We start from the raw sequence: 19,614 nt of genomic DNA on the forward strand, positions 1-19,614 counted from the left end.
TCAAGCCGGGTCCAGCTGCTTGAGCAGAGGCGTTTCACGATATACAACGGCGCCAAGCGACCGGAACATATCTTCAATCCGCTCATACCCGCGGTCGATGTGGTGAATCTGTTCGACCGTTGTTTTCCCCTGGGCTGCAAGACCCGCTATCACCAGCGCAGCGCCAGCCCTGAGATCCGTAGCCTCGACGGTTGCACCGTACAGACGAGGGACCCCCCGGATGATCGCCGAATGCAGATCCACGGTAATATCGGCTCCCATTCGCATCAGCTCGCTTACATGCTTAAACCGTCCTTCAAATACGGTTTCTTTGATGATGCTGGTTCCGTCCGCCAAAGAGAGCAGTACCATAATCTGAGACTGCAAATCCGTCGGAAATGCCGGATAAGGCGAAGTCACGATCCGGTCTACCGCTTTGGGGCGGGTCAATCCATTAACGCTAATTATATCATCGTAAGCCCTGATTTGGATACCGGCCCGGCGCAGCACATGCAATAGAGACACCAGATGAGACGGATTGCTGTTGCGGAGCGTCACGCTGCCCCGCGTGGCTGCCGCTGCAATCAGCGCAGTTCCGGCTACGATCCGGTCGGGAATGATTTCGTATTCGCAGGGCACCAGCTTCTTGACGCCCCGGATCGTAATCGTATCCGTTCCGGCCCCGATGATCGACGCCCCCATCGCATTCAGAAAATTCTGAAGGTCCTGAATTTCAGGCTCTCGCGCCGCATTGGTCAGCGTTGTCGTTCCTTCCGCCAGCACAGCGGCCATCATGATATTTTCAGTGGCTCCGACACTTGGAAAATCGAGATGGATATCCGTTCCTTTCAGTCTGGCTGCTGCACAGCGTATTTGGCTGCCGGTTTCCTCAATAACAGCCCCCAGCGCTTCCAGACCGCTTAGGTGCATATCAATTTTACGTTCTCCGATCGCGCATCCTCCAGGCTGGTAAATAAACACCTCTCCGAATCTGGCGAGCAGCGGCCCCATCAGGAAGATGGAAGAGCGCATCTGCTTCATCAAATCCTCAGGCACATGGGAAGAAACCGCTTTGGAGGAATCAATCATCACTTCATCGCCGTTTCTTGCTACCTCACAGCCAAGACGGGTTAAGATACCCAACATGACCTCAATATCCAGCAGGCGCGGAACATTGCGAAGACGTACTGTCCCATCGGCCAGCAGACTTGCCGCCATAATCGGCAAAGCCGCGTTCTTCGCTCCATGGATTCTTATGGTTCCTGAGAGGGGTTTCCCGCCTTCAATCACCAATTTGTCCAATGTATCACCTCCGAGTTTACCGCTCACCCACCACAAACACTTCAGGAACGAGTTCAACTCCGCTGCGGTCTGCAATCGTATTCCTGATGTGATTCATAAGGGTGAGAACGTCCTCCGCTGTCGCTTGCCCGGTGTTGACGATAAAATTGGCATGAACCCCGGAAATCTCGGCACCGCCTACCCGGGTTCCTTTTAAACCTGCCGATTCAATCAGCCTTGCGGCAAAATCGCCGGGAGGGTTTCTGAACACGCTGCCGGCGCACGGCATTTGAAGCGGCTGCGTATTCCTGCGCCGTTCCTTGAAGGCGGCCATGGAGGCTCTGATGGATTCCGGATTGCCTTCCTCCAGTTCGAATACGGCCCCGACAACCGCTCCTCTTCTGCGATGAAGGAAGGAGTGCCGGTATTGAAAGGCCATCTCCTCAGACCCGCAGGTTACCAATTCACCGTTCTCCAGTACAATTTCAGCAGACTTAAATACTCGCGACACATCAGACCCGTGAGCCCCGGCGTTCATATAAACGGCGCCGCCGACAGTTCCAGGAATACCGGAAGCAAATTCCAGTCCCGTTAGCCCCTTTTTGCCGGCCATTACGCTTAGACTGACAAACGAAGTGCCTCCTCCGGCCTCCACTTCCCTGCCCCGAAACTCGGCAAACTCAAAAGATGCACCAAGTTTGATCACAGCTCCGCGGATTCCTTTATCAGAGACAAGCAAATTCGAGCCCTTGCCGAGCAGCATCCAGGGAATCCGCTGCAGGTGCAGCAGCCGGATCAGCTTCTGAAGCTGCCCCTTGTGCTCAGGAATAATCAAGGCATCAGCAGGACCGCCGATCTTCCAGGTTGTATGTCTGGACATCGGTTCGTCCGTCAGGACAGCTCCAACCTCGTGTTCGGCTAACTGCGAAATCCATGGCTGCAAACGTAATCCCTCCTGTTGGCTTTGGCTGCCTTGCTCCGCAGCCATCCGGCGGCTTCAGGACGAGGCCGTCCGCCGCTCGTTCATATCGCTGGCTTCAGTCTCTTGGGGTGATTGTCACGATTATAGGGTATCTTATGAAAACCTCTTACAGAGTGTGACAAATGCCCGGATCACTACCCGCTCAGCGATTCAGCAGTTCAGCAGTTCAGCCGTTCAGCCATTGCCACCGGCCAAACGGCGAAGCATTTCAACAATGACATGAGCCGAGTCGGGCTTGCCCCGCTTCCGTGCCGCTTCCGCCATTGCTTGTCTGGCCGGTTCATCCTTCATCAGGCGCTGGATCTCCTGAAATAACGTTTGACCGGACAGATTTGTTTCCAAAATAACCGATGCCGCTCCGGCCGCTTCCAGGTTGCGTGCATTTTTCTCCTGGTGATTATTGGTTACATTGGGCGAAGGAATCAGGATCGAAGGGATGCCAAGCGATGTTACCTCAGCTAGAAACGAAGCGCCCGAACGACCGGCGATCACCTTCGTGACCGCGAGCACCTCAGGCATATTGTGTATGTAAGGCAGCACATGAAGCCGTGAAGGCATTCTGCCCGCTTTTTTCCGAATCTCCTTAACGGTTGCCTCATAATAGCTTTCTCCGGTTACATAAACAAAATGGACATTAGGCAGCTTCTCGGTTAAAGCAGCCATATCAATCATGGCTTCATTGATCGCTTTAGCGCCTCTGCTGCCACCCGCTACCAGCACGATGTCGCTGCCGGAAGGAAGTCCAAGAGAAGCGTAACCACGCTCCTTGTCCGCTTTAAACACAGTTGTGGCCCGGGGATTGCCGGTGTATTCCACCGCTTTGGCTCCCGGGAAGGCCTGCTCGGTTCCTTCAAAACTTACCGCTACTGCGTTCACATATTTGCTCAAAAATTTGTTGGTCAACCCGGGAACCGCATTCTGCTCATGAATAACCGACGGAATGCCAAGCTTCGCGGCGGCATAAACGACCGGACCACACACATATCCGCCCGTACCGATCACCACGTCCGGCTTGAATTCCTTAAGCAGACGTTTGGAGGTGCGGACCCCTTTTAGAAAGCGCATAACCGTCTTGACATTGTCGAAGGACAGCTTGCGGCGGAAGCCCGTAATCTCTATGGCCTCAAACCGGATGTTTTCTTGTGGAACCAGCTTGCTTTCAAGCCCCTTGGTCCCGCCGATATACAGGAATTCCGTTCCCGGAACTTCTTCGCTGAATTGCTTCGCTACGGCCAGCGCCGGATATATGTGTCCGCCCGTGCCGCCGCCTGTGAGCACAATTCGCATAAAATCACCTCGCGTGCCGGGATAGATTCAGCAGGATGCCGAGTGCCGTCAGCATCAGCGTCAGCGATGAACCGCCGTAGCTGATGAGCGGGAGCGTAATGCCCGTCACCGGCATCAGCCCAATAACTACCCCGATATTAATAATTACTTGTATGGCTACCATGCCCACAATGCCGACGGCCAAAAAGCTGCCGAATTTGTCTTCAATCGTCATCGCTACCCGCATGCCTCTCCAGACAAGGATGAGGAACAGGAGCAGCACCAGCGTACCGCCTATGAACCCTAGTTCTTCAGACAAAATCGAGAAAATAAAATCCGTCTGCGGCTCGGGGACATAGCTGAACTTCTGCCGGCTCATGCCAAGTCCCAGACCGGCCAGTCCCCCCGGTCCGATCGCATAAAGCGACTGGATAATCTGATAACCCGCGCCAAGCGGGTCAGACCATGGATCAAGGAAAGCCGTAATCCTCTGCAGCCGGTACGGCGCAGCGAGAACCAATCCCACGAACCCGGCTACCCCCAGCATGGCTAGTCCGGTCAAATGCTGAAACCGTGCGCCCGCCGTGAAAATAATCAGCATGGCCGCCCCCATCATGACCGTGCCTGTGCCCAAATCGGGCTGCAGCATGATCAGGCCAAAGGCCAGTCCGCTCACGCCGAGCGGCGGCAGCAAACCTTTTACAAAGCGGGTGATATCATAGGTGTCCTTGCTGAGCCAATACGACAGGAACAAAATCATCCCCAGCTTCATAAATTCCGACGGCTGGATTCCGAACGAACTAATGCCAAGCCAGCTTCTAGCCCCGCCCCGGACCGCACCGATGCCGGGAATCAGCACGATGACCAGCAGACCGAAGCAGACCAGCAGACCCAGCTTGGCGTATTTCCGCAGCCGCCGATAGTCGAAGTTCATCATAAAGAACATAGCAATCAAACCAAGAAATGCAAACAAGAGCTGTCTCTTCAAGAAATAAAAAGAGTCTCCATGATCATGGAACCCCAGCACGGACCCTGCGCTGTATACCATGACCATTCCAATCGCCAGCAGGCTTATGATGCTGATCAGAAGCCAAATATCCGGCGCACGGCGCAACTTGCTCATAAGCGGAAGCCACCTCATATGCAGAAGTAGGGGCTTGTCAGATACCCCCCTACTTAAAGGTTATGCACCGCCTCTTTAAAAATGCGTCCACGCTCTTCATAGGAAGCAAACATGTCCCAGCTCGCGCAGGCGGGAGATAATAGAACCACATCTCCTTTGTTTGCCAGCCCTTCGGCTTCCCGGATCGCGCGGCGCAGCGTATCGGCGGCGTCCTCCTCATTATCGACGGCGATTACCGAGGATATCCCCGCCAGTTTGGCGACCTGTGCGATTTTATCTTTCGTCTGGCCCAGAGCCACTACGGCCTTCACTTTTTTATCCTGCAGGGAGGGCAGGAGATCCATATAATCGGAACCGCGGTCCAGCCCGCCCGCAATCAATACAATCGGTGCGCTGAGTGCGCCGATCGCCATGGCAGTTGCTTTGGAATTGGTAGCTTTGGAGTTGTTGTAATAGACTACCCCGTTCTTTTCCTCTACGAACTCCAGCCGGTGTTCTACGCCGCGGAAGCTGCGCAGCGGCTCCGCCAGCTTAGCAGGCTCAGCCCCGGCAGCAATCGCGCAGGCTGCAGCAGCCAGCGCGTTCTCCACGTTGAAACGGCCTGGAAGGCCAATTTCCGAAGTATGCACCAGCATGACCGTTTCCCCATTAGGTTTACGGTAAATGACTTGCCGGTCCAGGCTGTCATCTTCTTTATCGGCATAAGGAGGTTCGACGTAAATACCGCCTTGAGGCAGCCGCTCCGTCATGGAGAACGGCAGCAGCTGTGCTTGGATATAAGGCACAAGCTCACGGCAGACCGGGTCATCCCAATTCAGGATCGCCGTATCGGCATCCTGCTGATTGGCGAACAGCTTGGCTTTGGAGGCAACATAATCCTCCATCGTTTTGTGATAATCCAGATGGGTCTCCACAACATTAAGCAGACAAGCGACCCGCGGGCGGAAAGCCTGCGTGCCTTTCAGCTGGAAGCTGCTGAGCTCAACGACCATATAGTCGTCCGGCGTTGCCTTCAGCGAAGCTTCGGTCAGCGGAATGCCGATATTGCCGGCGACAATAGGAGATAATCCGGCCGCTTCGAGCATTTTCCCCGTCCAGGTGGTCGTGGTCGTCTTACCGTTGGAGCCGGTGATTCCAATCATCGGCGCCTTGCACAGCCAATATGCAACCTCTACCTCGGTTACAACCTCAATTCCCAGATCGAGAGCCGTCTGAACAGGAGGTGCCGTATAAGGGATGCCCGGGTTTTTAATAACCAAAGAAGTCCCCTTGTGAATCAGCCCGTCCGGATGACCGCCGCAAACAACAGAAATTCCCAAAGCCTCCAATTCGGATGCTTCGGGACATTCGGACCTGTCTTTCTTATCGTTAACGATAACGTTAGCTCCAAGCTTAAACATAACTTTCGCTACTTCGACTCCGCTTCTTGCCAGCCCCAGAACAACGACATCTTGTCCACGGTAATGTTCAGGATGATTCATAACTTACAACCCCTTATTGAGATAAAGTCCGATACCGGCCAGCACCAGGCCAACCGCCCAGAAGGTGACGACCACCCGCCATTCCGACCAGCCGGACAGCTCAAAGTGATGGTGGATCGGGCTCATTTTGAAGATCCGTTTGCCGCGAAGCTTAAAGGAACCTACCTGCAGCACCACGGACAGCATTTCAATTACAAAAATACCGCCGATCACGAGGAACAACAACTCGCTTTTGGTGACAATCGCAATCGCCGCAATCGCTCCTCCGATGCCGAGAGAGCCTGTATCGCCCATAAAGACTTTGGCCGGATGCGCATTAAAGACCAGGAAGCCCAGCACAGCGCCAATCATCGCGGCCGCACATACGGCGGCAGGCAGCGAAGTCGCCTGAATGGCTACGACAGCGAAAGCGCCGAAAGCAATTGCGCTCACGCCCGACAGCAGCCCGTCAAGACCGTCCGTAAAGTTCACCGCGTTGCTGATGGCGAGCATCATAATCACAATAAACGGATAATAAAACCAGCCAGTCCAGTCGAAGGAATAATGCGTGCCCGGAATGCCGATAGCTGTGCTGTGGCCATTGCGGATAAGCAGAATGCAAATAATAACGGCAAACAGAAGCTGGCCGAACAGCTTTTGCTTCGCCGTCAAACCTAGCGACCGTTTAAATACGATCTTGATATAGTCGTCCAGAAAGCCGACCAGCCCGAAGCCGAGTGAAGCGATGAGCAGCACATAAAAGTCGGTATCCATTTTATTCGTAAATTTCAAGAAAGCAATAGTAAAAGCCACCATAATAATGATGCCGCCCATCGTTGGGGTTCCGGCTTTCTTCAAATGGCTTTGCGGGCCTTCGCCCCGGATCTGCTGCCCGAACTTCAGGCGGCGCAGCAAAGGAATGAACAGCGGTGCAGCAATCACGGCGAGAATAAAGGAAACGCCGATCGTTAAAAGTATAAGTTGAAAATCCATAATGGCTCCCCTTTCGCTATGATTGTTTTCCTGTAAAATGTTGAACGGCCTGAGCGACCTCTTCAAGCCGATTGCCTCTTGAAGCCTTAATCAGCACCACATCATCCGGCCGGATGACAGCCTCAAGCGCCTCAATCAGCTTCGTCTTGTCAACAAAGGCTTGCACCGCCCCTGCCGGCAGCTGCTCGGCAGCTCCCTCTGCGATAAACGCGCCCAGCGGTCCATAGGCAAATACCAGGTCCGCTTTATCCGGCGTAACAAACAGCCCCACATCCTTATGCATGCGCTCCGCATCCGCGCCAAGCTCGAGCATATCGCCAAGCACGGCAATTCTGCGGCTGTATCCGTTCATGGAGGCCAGCACCTCCAGCGCCGCCCGCACCGAGGTTGGACTCGCATTATAAGCATCATTCAGAATGGTAACGCCGCTCGTCCCCTTCAACAGCTCAATCCGCATGCCGGTCAGCTTCGTTTGTTCAAGCCCTTTGCGAATATTCTCCGCGCTTACTTCGTAATGAGCTGCTACGGCCATCGCCGCTAGTGCATTAGCCACATTATGTTTGCCAAGCAGCGGAAGCGTGTAGGCAGTCTGCGGATAATAACGGCTTGCCGTAAAGGTCGTTCCGGCCTCCAGGAACATCATGCCGGTCGGATAAAGATCATTGTTCTCGCTTAAACCGAAGGTCACGGTTTGAAGCCCTTCAGGTTTGACGGTTCCCGGTTCGCCCAGAACCTGAGGAATCAGCGGCTCATCGCCGTTGTAAACAAACAAGCCGTTCGGCTTCATCCCCGCCAAAATTTCCAGCTTCGCGCGGGCTATCTCTTCTCGCGAGCCCAAATGCTCCAGGTGGGACTCGCCGATGTTCGTCACGATCGCCGTCTCCGGACGGGCAATGGAGGAGAGCAGCTCGATTTCGCGGCGGGCGCTCATCCCCATTTCCAGCACGGCCATTTCCGTATCCTCTGGCATGGAGAGGATCGTAAGCGGCAAGCCGATATGGTTATTATAATTGCCCTGCGTCTTATGCACTTTATAAGTCGTAGACAGAAGGGACGTTACAATATCTTTGGTTGTAGTTTTGCCGTTGCTGCCTGTAATGCCGATGACACGGGCTCCGCATTGTTCCAGGTACGCTTTAGCGAGCTGCTGAAGCGCAGATAACGTATCTTCAACCAGAATAACCGGGCCTTCTGCCGGATAATCGTTACGGCTGCGGGACCAGAGCACAGCTCCGGCGCCCTGCCGAAGGCTCTCGGCTGCAAAATGATGCCCGTCAAAGTTCTCCCCGGTCAACGGGACAAACAAAACGTTCTCGGATAATTTACGCGAGTCCGTCGTAACACCTTGAATGCGGGCATCCGCCCCGTTCTCCCGGCCGGCCGGCATTATTAATTGTCCGCCGCACATGGCGGCAATTTCTTGTAAAGTTCTTGTTATCACTTTGTCAAACCCCTTATAGCTTCTTTGGCAACGATACGATCGTCGAAATCATGAACCTGGCCGCCGATAAGTTGGTAGGTTTCATGGCCTTTTCCCGCAATCAATACTACATCTCCGGGGCTTGCCATTTCAATAGCTTTGTGAATGGCTTCACGCCGGTCTTCGATCAGCTCATATTGCGTTGTGGCCGTTTGAGGGTCTTTAAGCCCCGCTTCAATGTCCATCAGAATCTGCTGCGGATTCTCCGTCCGCGGATTATCGGAGGTTACGACCACATAGTTGCTGTATTTCGCGGCAATTCCGCCCATAAGCGGACGTTTTGTCTTGTCTCGGTCGCCGCCGCAGCCAAACACGGTGATGATCCTGCCTTCCGCAAAATCCTTGATCGTCTTGAGCACGTTCTCCAGTCCATCCGGCGTATGGGCATAATCTACGATAACCGCATAGGGCTGGCCTTCAACCACCGCCTCTACCCTGCCGTCAACCCCCTTGACCGTTTCGAGGCTTGCCTTGATCGTCTCCAGCGGTATTCCCTCGAGCAAGGCGGCCGTGATTGCCGCAAGCGCATTATAGACGTTAAATTTCCCTACCATCTGCAGGGTAATATCCGCTGCTCCGGCGAAGGACTGAACATGGAACTCCGTGCCACGCGCTGTTACCTTGATTTGAAAAGCCTGCACATCGGCCTTCTTTTCCACTCCGTATGTAAGAACTTCTGCGGCTGTCTGTTTGGCAAAATAAGCGGACGCTTCATCATCCGCATTCAAGACGGCATATTTGCGGTCCGCCTCCTGTTCGGCATAACCGTTGCCCAGCCGGGAGAAAAACAGCCCCTTGGCTGCCCGGTAGTCCTCCATCGTCTTGTGGTAGTCCAAATGGTCCTGAGTCAAATTAGTGAAAATCGCCGTACGGAATTCGGTTCCCTTTACACGGCCCTGCTCCAACGCATGGGAAGAGACCTCCATGACGCAATAATCGGTTTTGCTCTCCACCATTTCGTGCAGGTAACTTTGCAGATCAAGAGCCTCCGGCGTCGTTCCGGACATCGGATAAGCCTCGCCGTTCACCTTGCGCTGAATCGTGCCGATCAGGCCCGTCTTTTTGCCGGCATGCTCCAGAATGCTGTCGAGAAGATACGTCGTCGTGGTCTTCCCGTTGGTGCCTGTGATGCCAATAACCTTTAATTTCCGGCTTGGAAAATGAAAATACACATTGGCCAGCACGGCCATGGCCAGACGGGCATCCTTCACCAGCAGCTGCGGCAGCCGGCTGCCCGGCAAATGCCGCTCGACAACAAGCGCCGCTGCTCCCTTAGCTTCTGCCTGGGCGGCAAAGTCATGTCCATCCACGGTGTGTCCCGGCAAACAAATAAACAGATCCCCGGAAACAACTTTCCGGGAATCAATCTGAATATTTTGGCAGGAGGAGCTCCCGTCACCGATAATTACCGAACCGGCCAGACAGGCCGCAAGATCTTTTAGCTGCATTGTATACCCCTCCATGTTCCTGATTACTAGTAGTATAGTCATCTTTGCGGCGTTTAACTGCCGCTTTTGTTGTTCTTCTCCTGCTCTTCTACTGCAGAATCGGCTTCTTTCTCGCTGCCCATATAAATCCGGATGGTAGAACCCTTTTGCACGCGCGCTCCGGCCTTAGGAGCCTGACTGATCACGTAGTTGCCGGAACCGGATCTCGCCAGCATAAAGTTCGAATTCATATCCTCGTATATATCTTCAACCGATTGCCCCACCAAATCCGGCACCGTAACGGTTGGCGTTTCTCCGTATTTGTATTTCTTGCTGAGCTGATCGGTTCTAGGTTTGACGCCCATATATTCGAGGGAACTTTTCAAAATGTTTTTGACGATCGGCGCCGCGACCACGCCCCCGAACTGAATGCCTTGCGGATTATCCACAGCAGTGTAAACGATAATTTGCGGGTCGTCTGCCGGTGCGAAGCCGATAAACGATACAATATGTTCGTTCGCCGAATAACGTCCGTTCACGACCTTCTGCGCTGTCCCCGTTTTGCCGCCTACCCGGTATCCGTCAATAAAGGCGTTGCCTCCGGTACCGTTAGCTACGACGCTTTCGAGCGCTGATCGGATCTGGGCGGAGGTCCCTTCGGAAATGACCCTGCGCACCAGCTCAGGCTGCTCCTCCTGCACCGTTTGGCCGGTATCCGGATTAATCCAGGCCTTCGCAACATGCGGCTTATACAAATTGCCGCCGTTAATAGCCGCCGATACGGCCGCCACCTGCTGGATCGGGGTTACGGAGACGCCTTGGCCAAAAGCTGTTGTGGCCAGTTCGACCGGCCCGACCTGTGAAGGCTTGAACAATATGCCGTTCTCTTCACCGCCAAGGTCAATACCCGTTTTGCTGCCGAAGCCGAAGTCCTTAATATACTTGAAAAGCGTGTCTTTGCCAAGTTTCTGACCGAGTGCAACAAACCCCGGGTTGCAGGAATTCTCCACCACCTGCAGGAAGGTTTGGCTGCCGTGCCCGCCTTTTTTCCAGCAGCGAAGCGTTGCTCCTCCAACCTTGACATACCCGGGATCAAAGAAACGATCGTTCAGCAGATCGACCTTCTTCTCCTCCAAAGCCGCGGCCAGCGTGATAATTTTGAATGTGGAGCCCGGCTCGTAGGTCATCCAGATCGGCAGGTTCCGGTTGTAGACCTCCGAAGAATAGTCCTGATAGGATCCAGGTTCATACCCCGGCCTGGAGGCCATGCCGAGAATTTCCCCGTTCTTCGGATTCATCGCAATCGACCAGGCACCGTCGGCATTCAAATCGGTCATGGCCTTATCCAGCTCGCGCTCCATAATGCTTTGGATCGATTTGTCGATTGTAAGCTGCAGCGTCAAGCCGTCTTTCGGCTCTGCATATTTTTCGTCCGAGCCAGGCATCAGTCTGCCCGCCGCATCCGACAGAAACGAGATGCTGCCGGGAATGCCGTTCAGCTGAGAATCATATTTCTTCTCGACACCGGTTAACCCCTGATTGTCGATCCCCGTAAACCCGAGGATATGAGCCGCAAGTCCACCATAAGGATAATACCTTTTGTTGTCTTCGGCAACAACAATGCCCGGCAGCGCCAAATCACGAATTTGCTGCGCCTTCTCCATCGTAATTTTGCGTCCGCCGGGCTTGAGGTACACAGAGGATTGCTTTTTGGAAATCAGCTTAAGCACCTGCTCCTCCGTCATATCCAGGAGAGGGGCCAGCTTGCGGGCCGTGCCCGGCTTGTCTTTAATTTGAACCGGAATAGCCAAAATAGTCGGAGTGGTTATGTTGTAAGCAAGGGCCGTGCCATTGCGGTCCGTAATCTCTCCACGTTTGGGCGCAAAGAGGATGTTCCTCCGCCAATTGTCCTCCGCTTTGGCCGACAGCTCTTCACCTTTGACGAGCTGAACATACCCCAGCCTGACGATCAGCGCCGCAAACATAAAACATAAAATCAGCAGCAGCCATAACAAACGTTTGCGGATGGTTAAACCGGAAATCTTCATCATTACGCTTCCCCTTTCTTCCCTGAACACCGGGTGCTAAAGGCAGCTTTGGGGAACACGCCGGCATTGCGGCTTGTCAGCTGCCATATAGTACCATGCTTATTCAGAGCTTCGGGGGGTTAGAACAAGCTATCCTGGAGGCTCGCCGTCCTGAATGGTCTCCAATGCTTTTCCGCCATCCGGATCGGAATTGTCGCCGGACGAAGTGTCTAGTGTCGTTGACGGAGGAGCCAGCTTCAAATGCACTTTTCTTGTTCCGTCTTTGTTTGCGGTCACGGATTGCCCGGTTACATATCCTTCTCCTTCAGCCGTCACGGAAATCCCCATCAGCGACAGCACCTCCACGGCATCCCTGAGCGATTCACCTGTCAGATCCGGAACCGCCATCGTCTTGCTCTCCTCCGTCAGCAGGTAAACCACCTGCCCCGCCTCCATGGGCGTCCCTTCTTTCGGGAACTGGGAAATGACCTTGCTGCCTTTGCCGAGCGTCTCATACGCGATGCCGCTGTTGATCAGCTGGCTTGTAGCTTCCTTCAGCGTTTTCCCCTTCAAAGTAGGGGCTTTTGCTGAAGCGGCCGCTTTTGTATTTGGCTGTTCGGTAGTTGCAGTCGATTTAGGCACGCCCATATAAGGCAGCGCTTTGCTGACAATATCCTTGAAGACTGGAGCAGCTGCGGTACTGCCTCCCAGCTCCGAGTTCTGCGGCTGGTCAATGACAACCAGCACAACAATTTTGGGATCATTTACCGGGGCATACCCAATGAAGGATACAACGGATTTGGAGTAATCGTATTCGCCATTCACAACCTTGACAGCTGTGCCCGTCTTGCCGGCTACCCGATATCCGTCAATATAAGCATGACGGCCGGTACCAATTTTTTGGTCGGATACGACCTGTTCCAGATAGCTGCCTACCTCTTTGGCTTTATCCGGATCAATAACCTGCCGCACGAGCTTCGGTTTGGTTTCAGTCGTTTTTCCGGTGTTCGGATCGGTTATGGATTTGATGATATGCGGTTCAAGCAGCTTTCCGCCATTGGCCACCGCGGACACCGCGGCAACCTGCTGAATTGGCGTGACGAGCAGCTGTCCGTGTCCATAGGAAGCGGCAGCATAGTCGGCGGGGTACTGCATGTTTACCGTACCTTTAAGCTCACCCGGAAGCTCGATCCCCGTCTTCTGGCCGAAGCCGAATTTTTCAATGTAGTCCTTCAGCTTCTCAGGACCCAGCTTCTCATACCCCAGCTTGACGAAAGCTACGTTACTTGAACGTTTGACACCTTCCAAGAAGCTGATGGTTCCCCAGCCGGACCGGTTGATATCGTGAATCGTACGGCCCGGTACCCGGATGCTGCCGGACTGGTAGGTTTCATTCGGATTAAACAGCCCTTCCTGCACCGCTCCGGCCAGCGTTACGATTTTGAAGGTGGAGCCCGGTTCATAAACCGACGTCAAAGCATGGTTGGTGAAATTCTGCGGGTTATAATCCTCCCAATAAGTATTGGGATTAAAGGTTGGCATATTCGCCATGCCCAATATATCCATCGTCTTCGGATCGGCCGCAATCACCGTCATACTGATCGGCTTCAGATCGTCGTAGGCTTTCTTCATGGCCGTTTCGATATAATATTGAATCGTAGTATCGATGGTTAATTTGATATCGTCGCCATTTTTGACCGGCGTGTACATCTTGTCTGCTTTGGGCACTTCTATGCCCTTTGGATCGGCTTCGTACTGCAGCTCTCCGTCTTGCCCCTCGAGCTGTTTATTATAATATGCCTCCAGACCGGACACCGGTTCGCCTTCCCGGTTCATATAACCGAGGATGTGTGCAGCCAGCGACTGCTGGGGATAATACCGTTTGGTTTCATTGACAAAAGAGATTCCCGAATCGGCGATATGGTGCTCTTCCTTGAGTTTCTTTTGCAGGGCCTCGACCTTGTTCTTGATATCCAGATCGACTTTCCAGCCCTCAAGGCGCACTTCGCGCTGGGCATATAAATTGCCATCCTTGTCCTTGGCATTGACAAGCTCCAGGAGCTCATTCTCCGGTTTGCCCAAAATCGAATGCAAGCCTTCAACTACCTCAGCCTGGATTTTATATTTGTCGATGATCCGGGGGTTAACCGCAACTGTATAAGCGGGAATATCGACGGCCAGCGTGTCACCATTCCGGTCTGTAATCGTTCCGCGGGCCGCTTTAATGACTTCCTTTTTGGACCACTGCTTCTCTGCATAATCCTGCCAGAATCCAGCGTTGACTACCTGGATCCAGAACACCCGCGTCATCAAGACAAGAAAAAAGAGGGTGGTTAGTCCCCCTATAAGCAGCGTCCGCATCTTTATTCTTCTGGTCATGCGCTCAACCTTCCTTGCATTTATTTCTTGGCCGTAGCAGGCAGATCTTCCGATGTGTCATCCGTAACCGTACCGTCTGTTCCATTGATTCTGATTCCGTCGGTCTCTGGGACCACGAAACCGAGCTCATCCTGCGCTCTTTGCGGAACCAGGTCCAGCAGCTTCTGCTTCTGTACCTCAGCTTCCGTAATTTGGGTGTTATAGGTCTTGATGTTATTCTCTGAGCTGTGTACCTGCATTTTCAATTCGTAAAGATAAGCGTTTCTCCAGATCAAAACACCTGCAATGCCAACCACACAGGCAATGGTGATCAAATAAAGCAGCTTTTCCCGCATCGGCAGATGCGATTTGCGGGTCACAACCTTTGTAGTTTCCCTATATTTGGGCGCTCCGTGTACTCTTTCAGCTGTTTTCTCTTGAACTGCAAGGTTGCCCCGCATATAAGCCATATTTATAACCCTCCACAACTTGCTGATTTATGCTCTTTCGCATGCAAGTATTTTTATAGTTTCTCCGCGACTCGCAATTTGGCCGAACGGGCACGCGGGTTTTGCTCCAATTCTTCCGCAGAAGGCACGATCGGCTTTCTGTTAATCAATTTCAACGTGCCGTTCTCGCTGGCTCCGCAAGCGCACATCGGCAGGTCTGGTGGACAGACGCATTTGCTGACATAGCCTGCAAAGATTTGCTTGCACAGCCTGTCCTCCAAGGAATGGAAGGTGATCACGGAGACTCTCCCGCCGGGAGCCAGACAGCGCACCGCCTGATGCAAGCTGTCCTCAAAGGCGCCTAACTCGTCATTAACGGCAATGCGAAGCGCCTGAAAGCTCCGTTTGGCAGGATGTCCGCCCGTCCGTCTTGCCGCAGCCGGTATGCCCGCCTTAATCAGCTCGACCAGCTGTCCGGTTGTTTCAACCGGCGTTTCCTGCCGGGCTTCTACAATGACCTTGGCAATCCGTCTGGAGAATTTCTCCTCCCCATATTGGAACAGGATTCTGGCGATCTCTTTCTCCGGCCATTCGTTCACGATATTCCGTGCCGTCAGGTCCGTGGAACGGTCCATCCGCATATCGAGCGGGGCATCCGAATTGTAGCTGAAACCTCTTTCCCCTTCATCAAACTGGGGAGAAGATACGCCCAGATCATACAAAATGCCGTCTACCTGCGGATATCCATCCACTTGCGGAACTTCGGGCAGAGTCCTGAGCTGTTCCTCGAGATGGCGGAAATTGCTTTTGACCAGAATCAGCCTGTCCGCATACGCTTGCAGTCTTTCTTTGGCATTATCATGAGCCCAATCGTCCTGATCAAAAGCAATAAGCCGCCCTTTTGGCCCAAGTTTGGATAAAATAACCGAGCTGTGGCCGCCGCCTCCAAGCGTACAGTCCACATAAATGCCGTCCGGCTTAATATGCAGCCCTTCTGTCGCTTCTTCTTTAAGCACTGTGATGTGATGGAACAAAGCTGCAAACCTCCAAATTCAATCCGATTCGACTTCAATCTACAAAGACGTTTATCGGTATTTACAAATCAAAATTAAAATCGACAAGTTTCTCAGCAATTTCGTTAAAGGTGTCCTCCGATTGATCGAAATACTGATTCCAGGTTTCCCTATTCCAGATTTCTACCCGGTTGGATACGCCAAGCACGACACATTCCTTCTCCAGCTTCGCATAATCTCTTAAATTGGCCGGTAAATTTACCCTTCCCTGTTTATCCCATTCGCATTCCGTTGCCCCGGAGAAAAAAAAGCGGGTAAACGCCCGCGCATCGGACTTCATCAGCGGAAGCGCCTTAAGCTTAGTCTCGAGCACTTCCCATTCCGACAAGGGGTAAACAAACAAGCAGTGGTCCAAACCCCGGGTGACAACAAAAGTGGTTCCTAAAGAGTCGCGGAATTTAGCCGGGATCGTAATCCGGCCTTTGTCATCAATGCTATGCTGGAATTCCCCCATAAACATCGGACTACCCACTCCTTAACCTCTTTGCCCCACTTTAACCCACTTTTCACCACTCATGAAATATTACTATTCTGCACCCTTTTTGTTTTTCCTGCTAAATCGTTTAAAAAAGTTTGTGGTAATTTCATACAAATAACAAAAAAAATCCTCCCCCCTGATTATGCAGGGAGAGGATTCCTTCACCTTACACGCACTTGTTTTTCATGCAGATGGCTGGGGGAGATCCCCCGCTTAAGCCTGCCAGCTTTCCAAATACTTTCGTTGCTCGTCACTTAAGGTATCAATCGCAATATCCAGGCTTTCCAGCTTGTATCTGGCTACCTGCTCATCGATTTCATAAGGAACGTTAATCACCGTTTTGCCCATTTCCTTGTAGTGATCATTGACATATTTCAAACCAAGCGCCTGCAGCGCAAAGGTGGTGTCCATGATTTCCGCCGGATGTCCGTCAGCTGCCGCCAAATTAACCAGTCTGCCTTCGCCCAGCGCGTAAATTTTGCGGCCGTCCTTGAGCCGGTATTCCTCGATATTTTTCCGCACGGTCCGAATCGATTCGCTTCTGGCTTCCAGATCCGGTTTGCTGAATTCCACGTCAAAGTGTCCTGCATTGGACAGGATTGCTCCGTCTTTCATTACGTCATAATGCTCGCCATTAATCACATATTTGTTGCCGGTAACGGTGATGAAGAAATCGCCCAGCTTGGCCGCTTCGACCATCGGCATTACGCGGAAGCCGTCCATATGCGCCTCAACCGCTTTAATCGCATCCACTTCCGTAACAATTACGTTGGCTCCCAAACCTTTGGCGCGCATCGCCACCCCTTTGCCGCACCAGCCATAACCTACAACTACCACGGTTTTGCCGGCAACAACCAGATTGGTCGTGCGGATAATGCCGTCCCAGGCCGACTGCCCTGTGCCGTAACGATTATCGAACAAATATTTGCAATAAGCATCGTTGACGGCCACCATCGGGAATTTGAGCAGGTTCTGCTTGTCCAGTGCCTTCAAGCGGATAATGCCGGTTGTTGTCTCCTCCGCCCCGCCGCGGATATTCTCGCCAAGCTCGGGACATTCGGACTGCAGCAGCGTAACAAGATCCCCGCCATCGTCGATAATCAGATCCGGTTTGGATTCAAGCGATTTGCGAACCAGCTGCTTATATTCGGCAGGGTCCGGGTTGTATTTGGCAAACACCGTAACTCCGTCTTCAACAAGCGCCGCACATACATCATCCTGCGTAGACAGCGGATTGCTGCCGGTAATCGTTACTTCCGCTCCTCCGGCCTGAACTACTTTGGCCAAATAAGCCGTTTTGGCTTCCAGATGCAGACAGATGGTAACTTTAAGCCCCTTAAAGGGCTTCTCAGCTTCAAACTGCTTGCGGATCCGGCTGAGCACCGGCATATGAGCTTCCACCCAATCAATCTTGAGATGCCCCTGCGGAGCCAAAGCGAGATCAGCGACAATGCTGTTCTCCCGTGCATTTGCTGCCATACCTGCAGCCTCCTTCAATCTTCTTAGAGTAAAATCAACTTGTGACACGCGTTCGTTTCATAAGGAATTTCCATCAATTGCTCCATAAAATCCGTACCGTAACGGTTCAAATAATAGAAAATATTGTACACCCGTTCCTGAAGTTTATCCTGCGGCATTAATGATAAATAAATCCGGTCCCAATGCCGGAGTGTTGCTTCGTTTGCCGTAGCCAAAGCGTCTTTGGCTTTGCCCTGCAGATAATCCATCTGCGCCAGGATCCGCTCTTTATTGGTGCCTCCCAGCCTGACCAGACCTTTCTCAATAGTCCCCAGCTGTTCAATAAGCGGATCATATAAACGGGTGAAGGCTTCTTTCACTTCGGCAAAACGTTCATCAACATGAACGTTGTCCTGCTGATTCAGCCAGGCGGATTTTCTCTGCTGAAAATGGTCTCTGACCTCTTCAAAGGTCAATCCATATTGATCCATATATTTCTGCAGCGTTCCATCCACTACAGTAAATGACATGCGTGGCAGCAACAAAGGCATTTGCAGGTTCAAGACGCCAAAAGCTTTCTTGAGAAGCGCCCAATAAGCAATCTCGCCATCGCCGAGCACAAAACCAAGCACAGGCAGCAGCGCATCCTGCATTAAAGGCCGGGTTAATACATTGTTGCTGAAACGTTCCGGGTGCTGCTCAATCTGCTCCAACAATTGCTCACGAGTAAAAGAAACCCGCCCGCTCCGGTCCTGATACCGGTCGCCGCTGCGGAACAACAGAAGCCTCTTCTGATCCTGAAGATAAAAAAGATTGGCCCCGTCCTCGGCGACCTCAGCCTGTTCCTCCAGCCCCATTTCACGGATTTGACGGGCAGCTTCAATATAGGAAGCGGTCAAGGCATCGCCTTCCCGGATAATAGAAGCGAACATATCTTTCTCCAGCTTTCTCAGCTCGGGATCGGCTGAATCAAGCAGGACAAGGCCATAGGCTCCAAACAGCTTCCCAAGCAGCCTGGCAAAGCTCAAAGACAGCGTCTCCGCGGCGGATTCCCGCAAATCAGCCAGCAGCTGAGGTTTAAACTCCGTATCCGGCAGCAGTTCGTTTAACTCCTCAATCACTCTGGACCATTCGGAGGCCTTAACGGTTGTATAGCTGACCGGAGTACGCAGATCATCATCACGGTGCATCCGGATTCGGGTGACTTTTAATTCCGTAGACAGGACGTATGTATGGTTGGATTCATCCCAGTCATGATCCTCCCCGGCAATCCAAAAGACAGGCACTACCGGACGGCCAAGTTCGGCTTCGGCTTTTCTTGCCGCTTTGATAATCGTGGCCGCTTTATAAATCACAAGCATCGGACCCGTGAACAAACCGGATTGCTGCCCGCCCACGATCACAGCTGTCCCCTTCTGCTCCAGCCGGTTCAGCGACTCGCCAACCCGCGGATGGGCATTATGCCGTTCATTATATGAGCGGAGAACATTCACAACGTCTTGACGATTGATTCGATTGTCCTCATTATGATCAAGCCATTCCAATCTTGCCTGCCAGTTAGCCGGCTTCGAGGCGTCGCTTTGATACAAATGAGCGACACTCGAAAAATCCGCTGTTAATGCGGCTGCCAGAGGCTGCCTTGCAGATAGCGGTTTATCTATAATCTTCATCTTTAAGTCAGTCCTCCTGTTTCCTCATGCATGCAAACTCTTCTTGATTGTAACGGAGCAGCCCGTATCCGTCAAAGCTATTCAATTATTTTCATAAAATTAACGGAAAG

Annotated in this window: 15 protein-coding genes; all 15 read right to left on the minus strand. The window is 52.7% G+C overall.

Translation table 11 applies throughout. From position 1 onward, the window contains the following. Window positions 1–1,281, minus strand: a complete 1,281-nt coding sequence (gene murA / locus AWM70_RS11255) for a UDP-N-acetylglucosamine 1-carboxyvinyltransferase (protein ID WP_068696427.1) — start codon at window positions 1,279–1,281, stop codon at window positions 1–3. A 16-nt stretch (window positions 1,282–1,297) separates the two neighbouring features. Further along, the gene (murB, locus tag AWM70_RS11260) at window positions 1,298–2,203 is read right to left on the minus strand and encodes a UDP-N-acetylmuramate dehydrogenase (RefSeq protein WP_068696429.1); all 906 of its coding nucleotides are present in this window, start codon (window positions 2,201–2,203) and stop codon (window positions 1,298–1,300) included. 213 nt (window positions 2,204–2,416) lie between these two features. Beyond that, complete coding sequence (gene murG / locus AWM70_RS11265; protein ID WP_068696431.1) at window positions 2,417–3,529, minus strand: undecaprenyldiphospho-muramoylpentapeptide beta-N-acetylglucosaminyltransferase; 1,113 nt, start codon at window positions 3,527–3,529, stop codon at window positions 2,417–2,419. 4 nt (window positions 3,530–3,533) lie between these two features. Further along, window positions 3,534–4,631, minus strand: coding sequence for a stage V sporulation protein E (gene spoVE, locus AWM70_RS11270; protein ID WP_068696433.1), 1,098 nt, complete (start codon window positions 4,629–4,631; stop codon window positions 3,534–3,536). 53 nt (window positions 4,632–4,684) lie between these two features. Continuing rightward, a complete protein-coding gene (gene murD / locus AWM70_RS11275; RefSeq protein WP_068696435.1) occupies window positions 4,685–6,112 on the minus strand; it encodes a UDP-N-acetylmuramoyl-L-alanine--D-glutamate ligase in 1,428 nt (475 codons plus the stop codon). 3 nt (window positions 6,113–6,115) lie between these two features. Next, window positions 6,116–7,084 carry a phospho-N-acetylmuramoyl-pentapeptide-transferase gene (gene mraY / locus AWM70_RS11280; RefSeq protein ID WP_068696437.1) on the minus strand — a complete coding sequence of 323 codons (969 nt, stop codon included), beginning with the start codon at window positions 7,082–7,084 and terminating at the stop codon, window positions 6,116–6,118. A 16-nt stretch (window positions 7,085–7,100) separates the two neighbouring features. Further along, a complete protein-coding gene (locus AWM70_RS11285) occupies window positions 7,101–8,525 on the minus strand; it encodes a UDP-N-acetylmuramoyl-tripeptide--D-alanyl-D-alanine ligase (protein ID WP_068696439.1) in 1,425 nt (474 codons plus the stop codon). After that, the gene (locus AWM70_RS11290; RefSeq protein WP_068696441.1) at window positions 8,522–10,012 is read right to left on the minus strand and encodes a UDP-N-acetylmuramoyl-L-alanyl-D-glutamate--2,6-diaminopimelate ligase; all 1,491 of its coding nucleotides are present in this window, start codon (window positions 10,010–10,012) and stop codon (window positions 8,522–8,524) included. The genes AWM70_RS11285 and AWM70_RS11290 overlap by 4 nt, the downstream gene beginning before the upstream one ends. 53 nt (window positions 10,013–10,065) lie before the next feature. After that, the gene (locus tag AWM70_RS11295; protein WP_068700590.1) at window positions 10,066–12,039 is read right to left on the minus strand and encodes a stage V sporulation protein D; all 1,974 of its coding nucleotides are present in this window, start codon (window positions 12,037–12,039) and stop codon (window positions 10,066–10,068) included. A gap of 129 nt (window positions 12,040–12,168) precedes the next feature. Further along, entirely contained in the window at window positions 12,169–14,397 is a 2,229-nt protein-coding gene (locus tag AWM70_RS11300) for a PASTA domain-containing penicillin-binding protein (RefSeq protein WP_068696442.1), read from the minus strand. Window positions 14,398–14,417: 20 nt separating this feature from the next. Further along, window positions 14,418–14,846, minus strand: coding sequence for a hypothetical protein (locus AWM70_RS11305; RefSeq protein ID WP_068696445.1), 429 nt, complete (start codon window positions 14,844–14,846; stop codon window positions 14,418–14,420). Between the two features lie 53 nt (window positions 14,847–14,899). Further along, complete coding sequence (gene rsmH, locus AWM70_RS11310; protein ID WP_068696447.1) at window positions 14,900–15,859, minus strand: 16S rRNA (cytosine(1402)-N(4))-methyltransferase RsmH; 960 nt, start codon at window positions 15,857–15,859, stop codon at window positions 14,900–14,902. A 61-nt stretch (window positions 15,860–15,920) separates the two neighbouring features. Further along, window positions 15,921–16,358: a division/cell wall cluster transcriptional repressor MraZ gene (gene mraZ / locus AWM70_RS11315; protein ID WP_068696449.1), complete on the minus strand. Its 438-nt coding sequence runs from the start codon at window positions 16,356–16,358 to the stop codon at window positions 15,921–15,923. A gap of 231 nt (window positions 16,359–16,589) precedes the next feature. Next, window positions 16,590–17,855 (minus strand): adenosylhomocysteinase, encoded by a 1,266-nt coding sequence (locus tag AWM70_RS11320; protein WP_068696451.1) that lies wholly within the window; start codon window positions 17,853–17,855, stop codon window positions 16,590–16,592. A gap of 23 nt (window positions 17,856–17,878) precedes the next feature. Continuing rightward, window positions 17,879–19,504, minus strand: a complete 1,626-nt coding sequence (bshC, locus tag AWM70_RS11325; protein ID WP_068696453.1) for a bacillithiol biosynthesis cysteine-adding enzyme BshC — start codon at window positions 19,502–19,504, stop codon at window positions 17,879–17,881. Between the last annotated feature and the right edge of the window lie 110 nt (window positions 19,505–19,614).

Source organism: Paenibacillus yonginensis (genome assembly GCF_001685395.1).
Taxonomy (GTDB): domain Bacteria; phylum Bacillota; class Bacilli; order Paenibacillales; family Paenibacillaceae; genus Fontibacillus; species Fontibacillus yonginensis.

Bases quoted from the DNA above. Each gene is read 5' to 3' on its own strand.
- spoVE (WP_068696433.1), bottom strand. From the start codon at position 4,631: ATGAGCAAGTTGCGCCGTGCGCCGGATATTTGGCTTCTGATCAGCATC.
- AWM70_RS11305 (WP_068696445.1), bottom strand. From the start codon at position 14,846: ATGGCTTATATGCGGGGCAACCTTGCAGTTCAAGAGAAAACAGCTGAA.
- AWM70_RS11320 (WP_068696451.1), bottom strand. From the start codon at position 17,855: ATGGCAGCAAATGCACGGGAGAACAGCATTGTCGCTGATCTCGCTTTG.
- bshC (WP_068696453.1), bottom strand. From the start codon at position 19,504: ATGAAGATTATAGATAAACCGCTATCTGCAAGGCAGCCTCTGGCAGCC.
- AWM70_RS11295 (WP_068700590.1), bottom strand. From the start codon at position 12,039: ATGAAGATTTCCGGTTTAACCATCCGCAAACGTTTGTTATGGCTGCTG.
- murD (WP_068696435.1), bottom strand. From the start codon at position 6,112: ATGAATCATCCTGAACATTACCGTGGACAAGATGTCGTTGTTCTGGGG.
- AWM70_RS11290 (WP_068696441.1), bottom strand. From the start codon at position 10,012: ATGCAGCTAAAAGATCTTGCGGCCTGTCTGGCCGGTTCGGTAATTATC.
- AWM70_RS11300 (WP_068696442.1), bottom strand. From the start codon at position 14,397: ATGACCAGAAGAATAAAGATGCGGACGCTGCTTATAGGGGGACTAACC.
- mraZ (WP_068696449.1), bottom strand. From the start codon at position 16,358: ATGTTTATGGGGGAATTCCAGCATAGCATTGATGACAAAGGCCGGATT.
- mraY (WP_068696437.1), bottom strand. From the start codon at position 7,084: ATGGATTTTCAACTTATACTTTTAACGATCGGCGTTTCCTTTATTCTC.
- murG (WP_068696431.1), bottom strand. From the start codon at position 3,529: ATGCGAATTGTGCTCACAGGCGGCGGCACGGGCGGACACATATATCCG.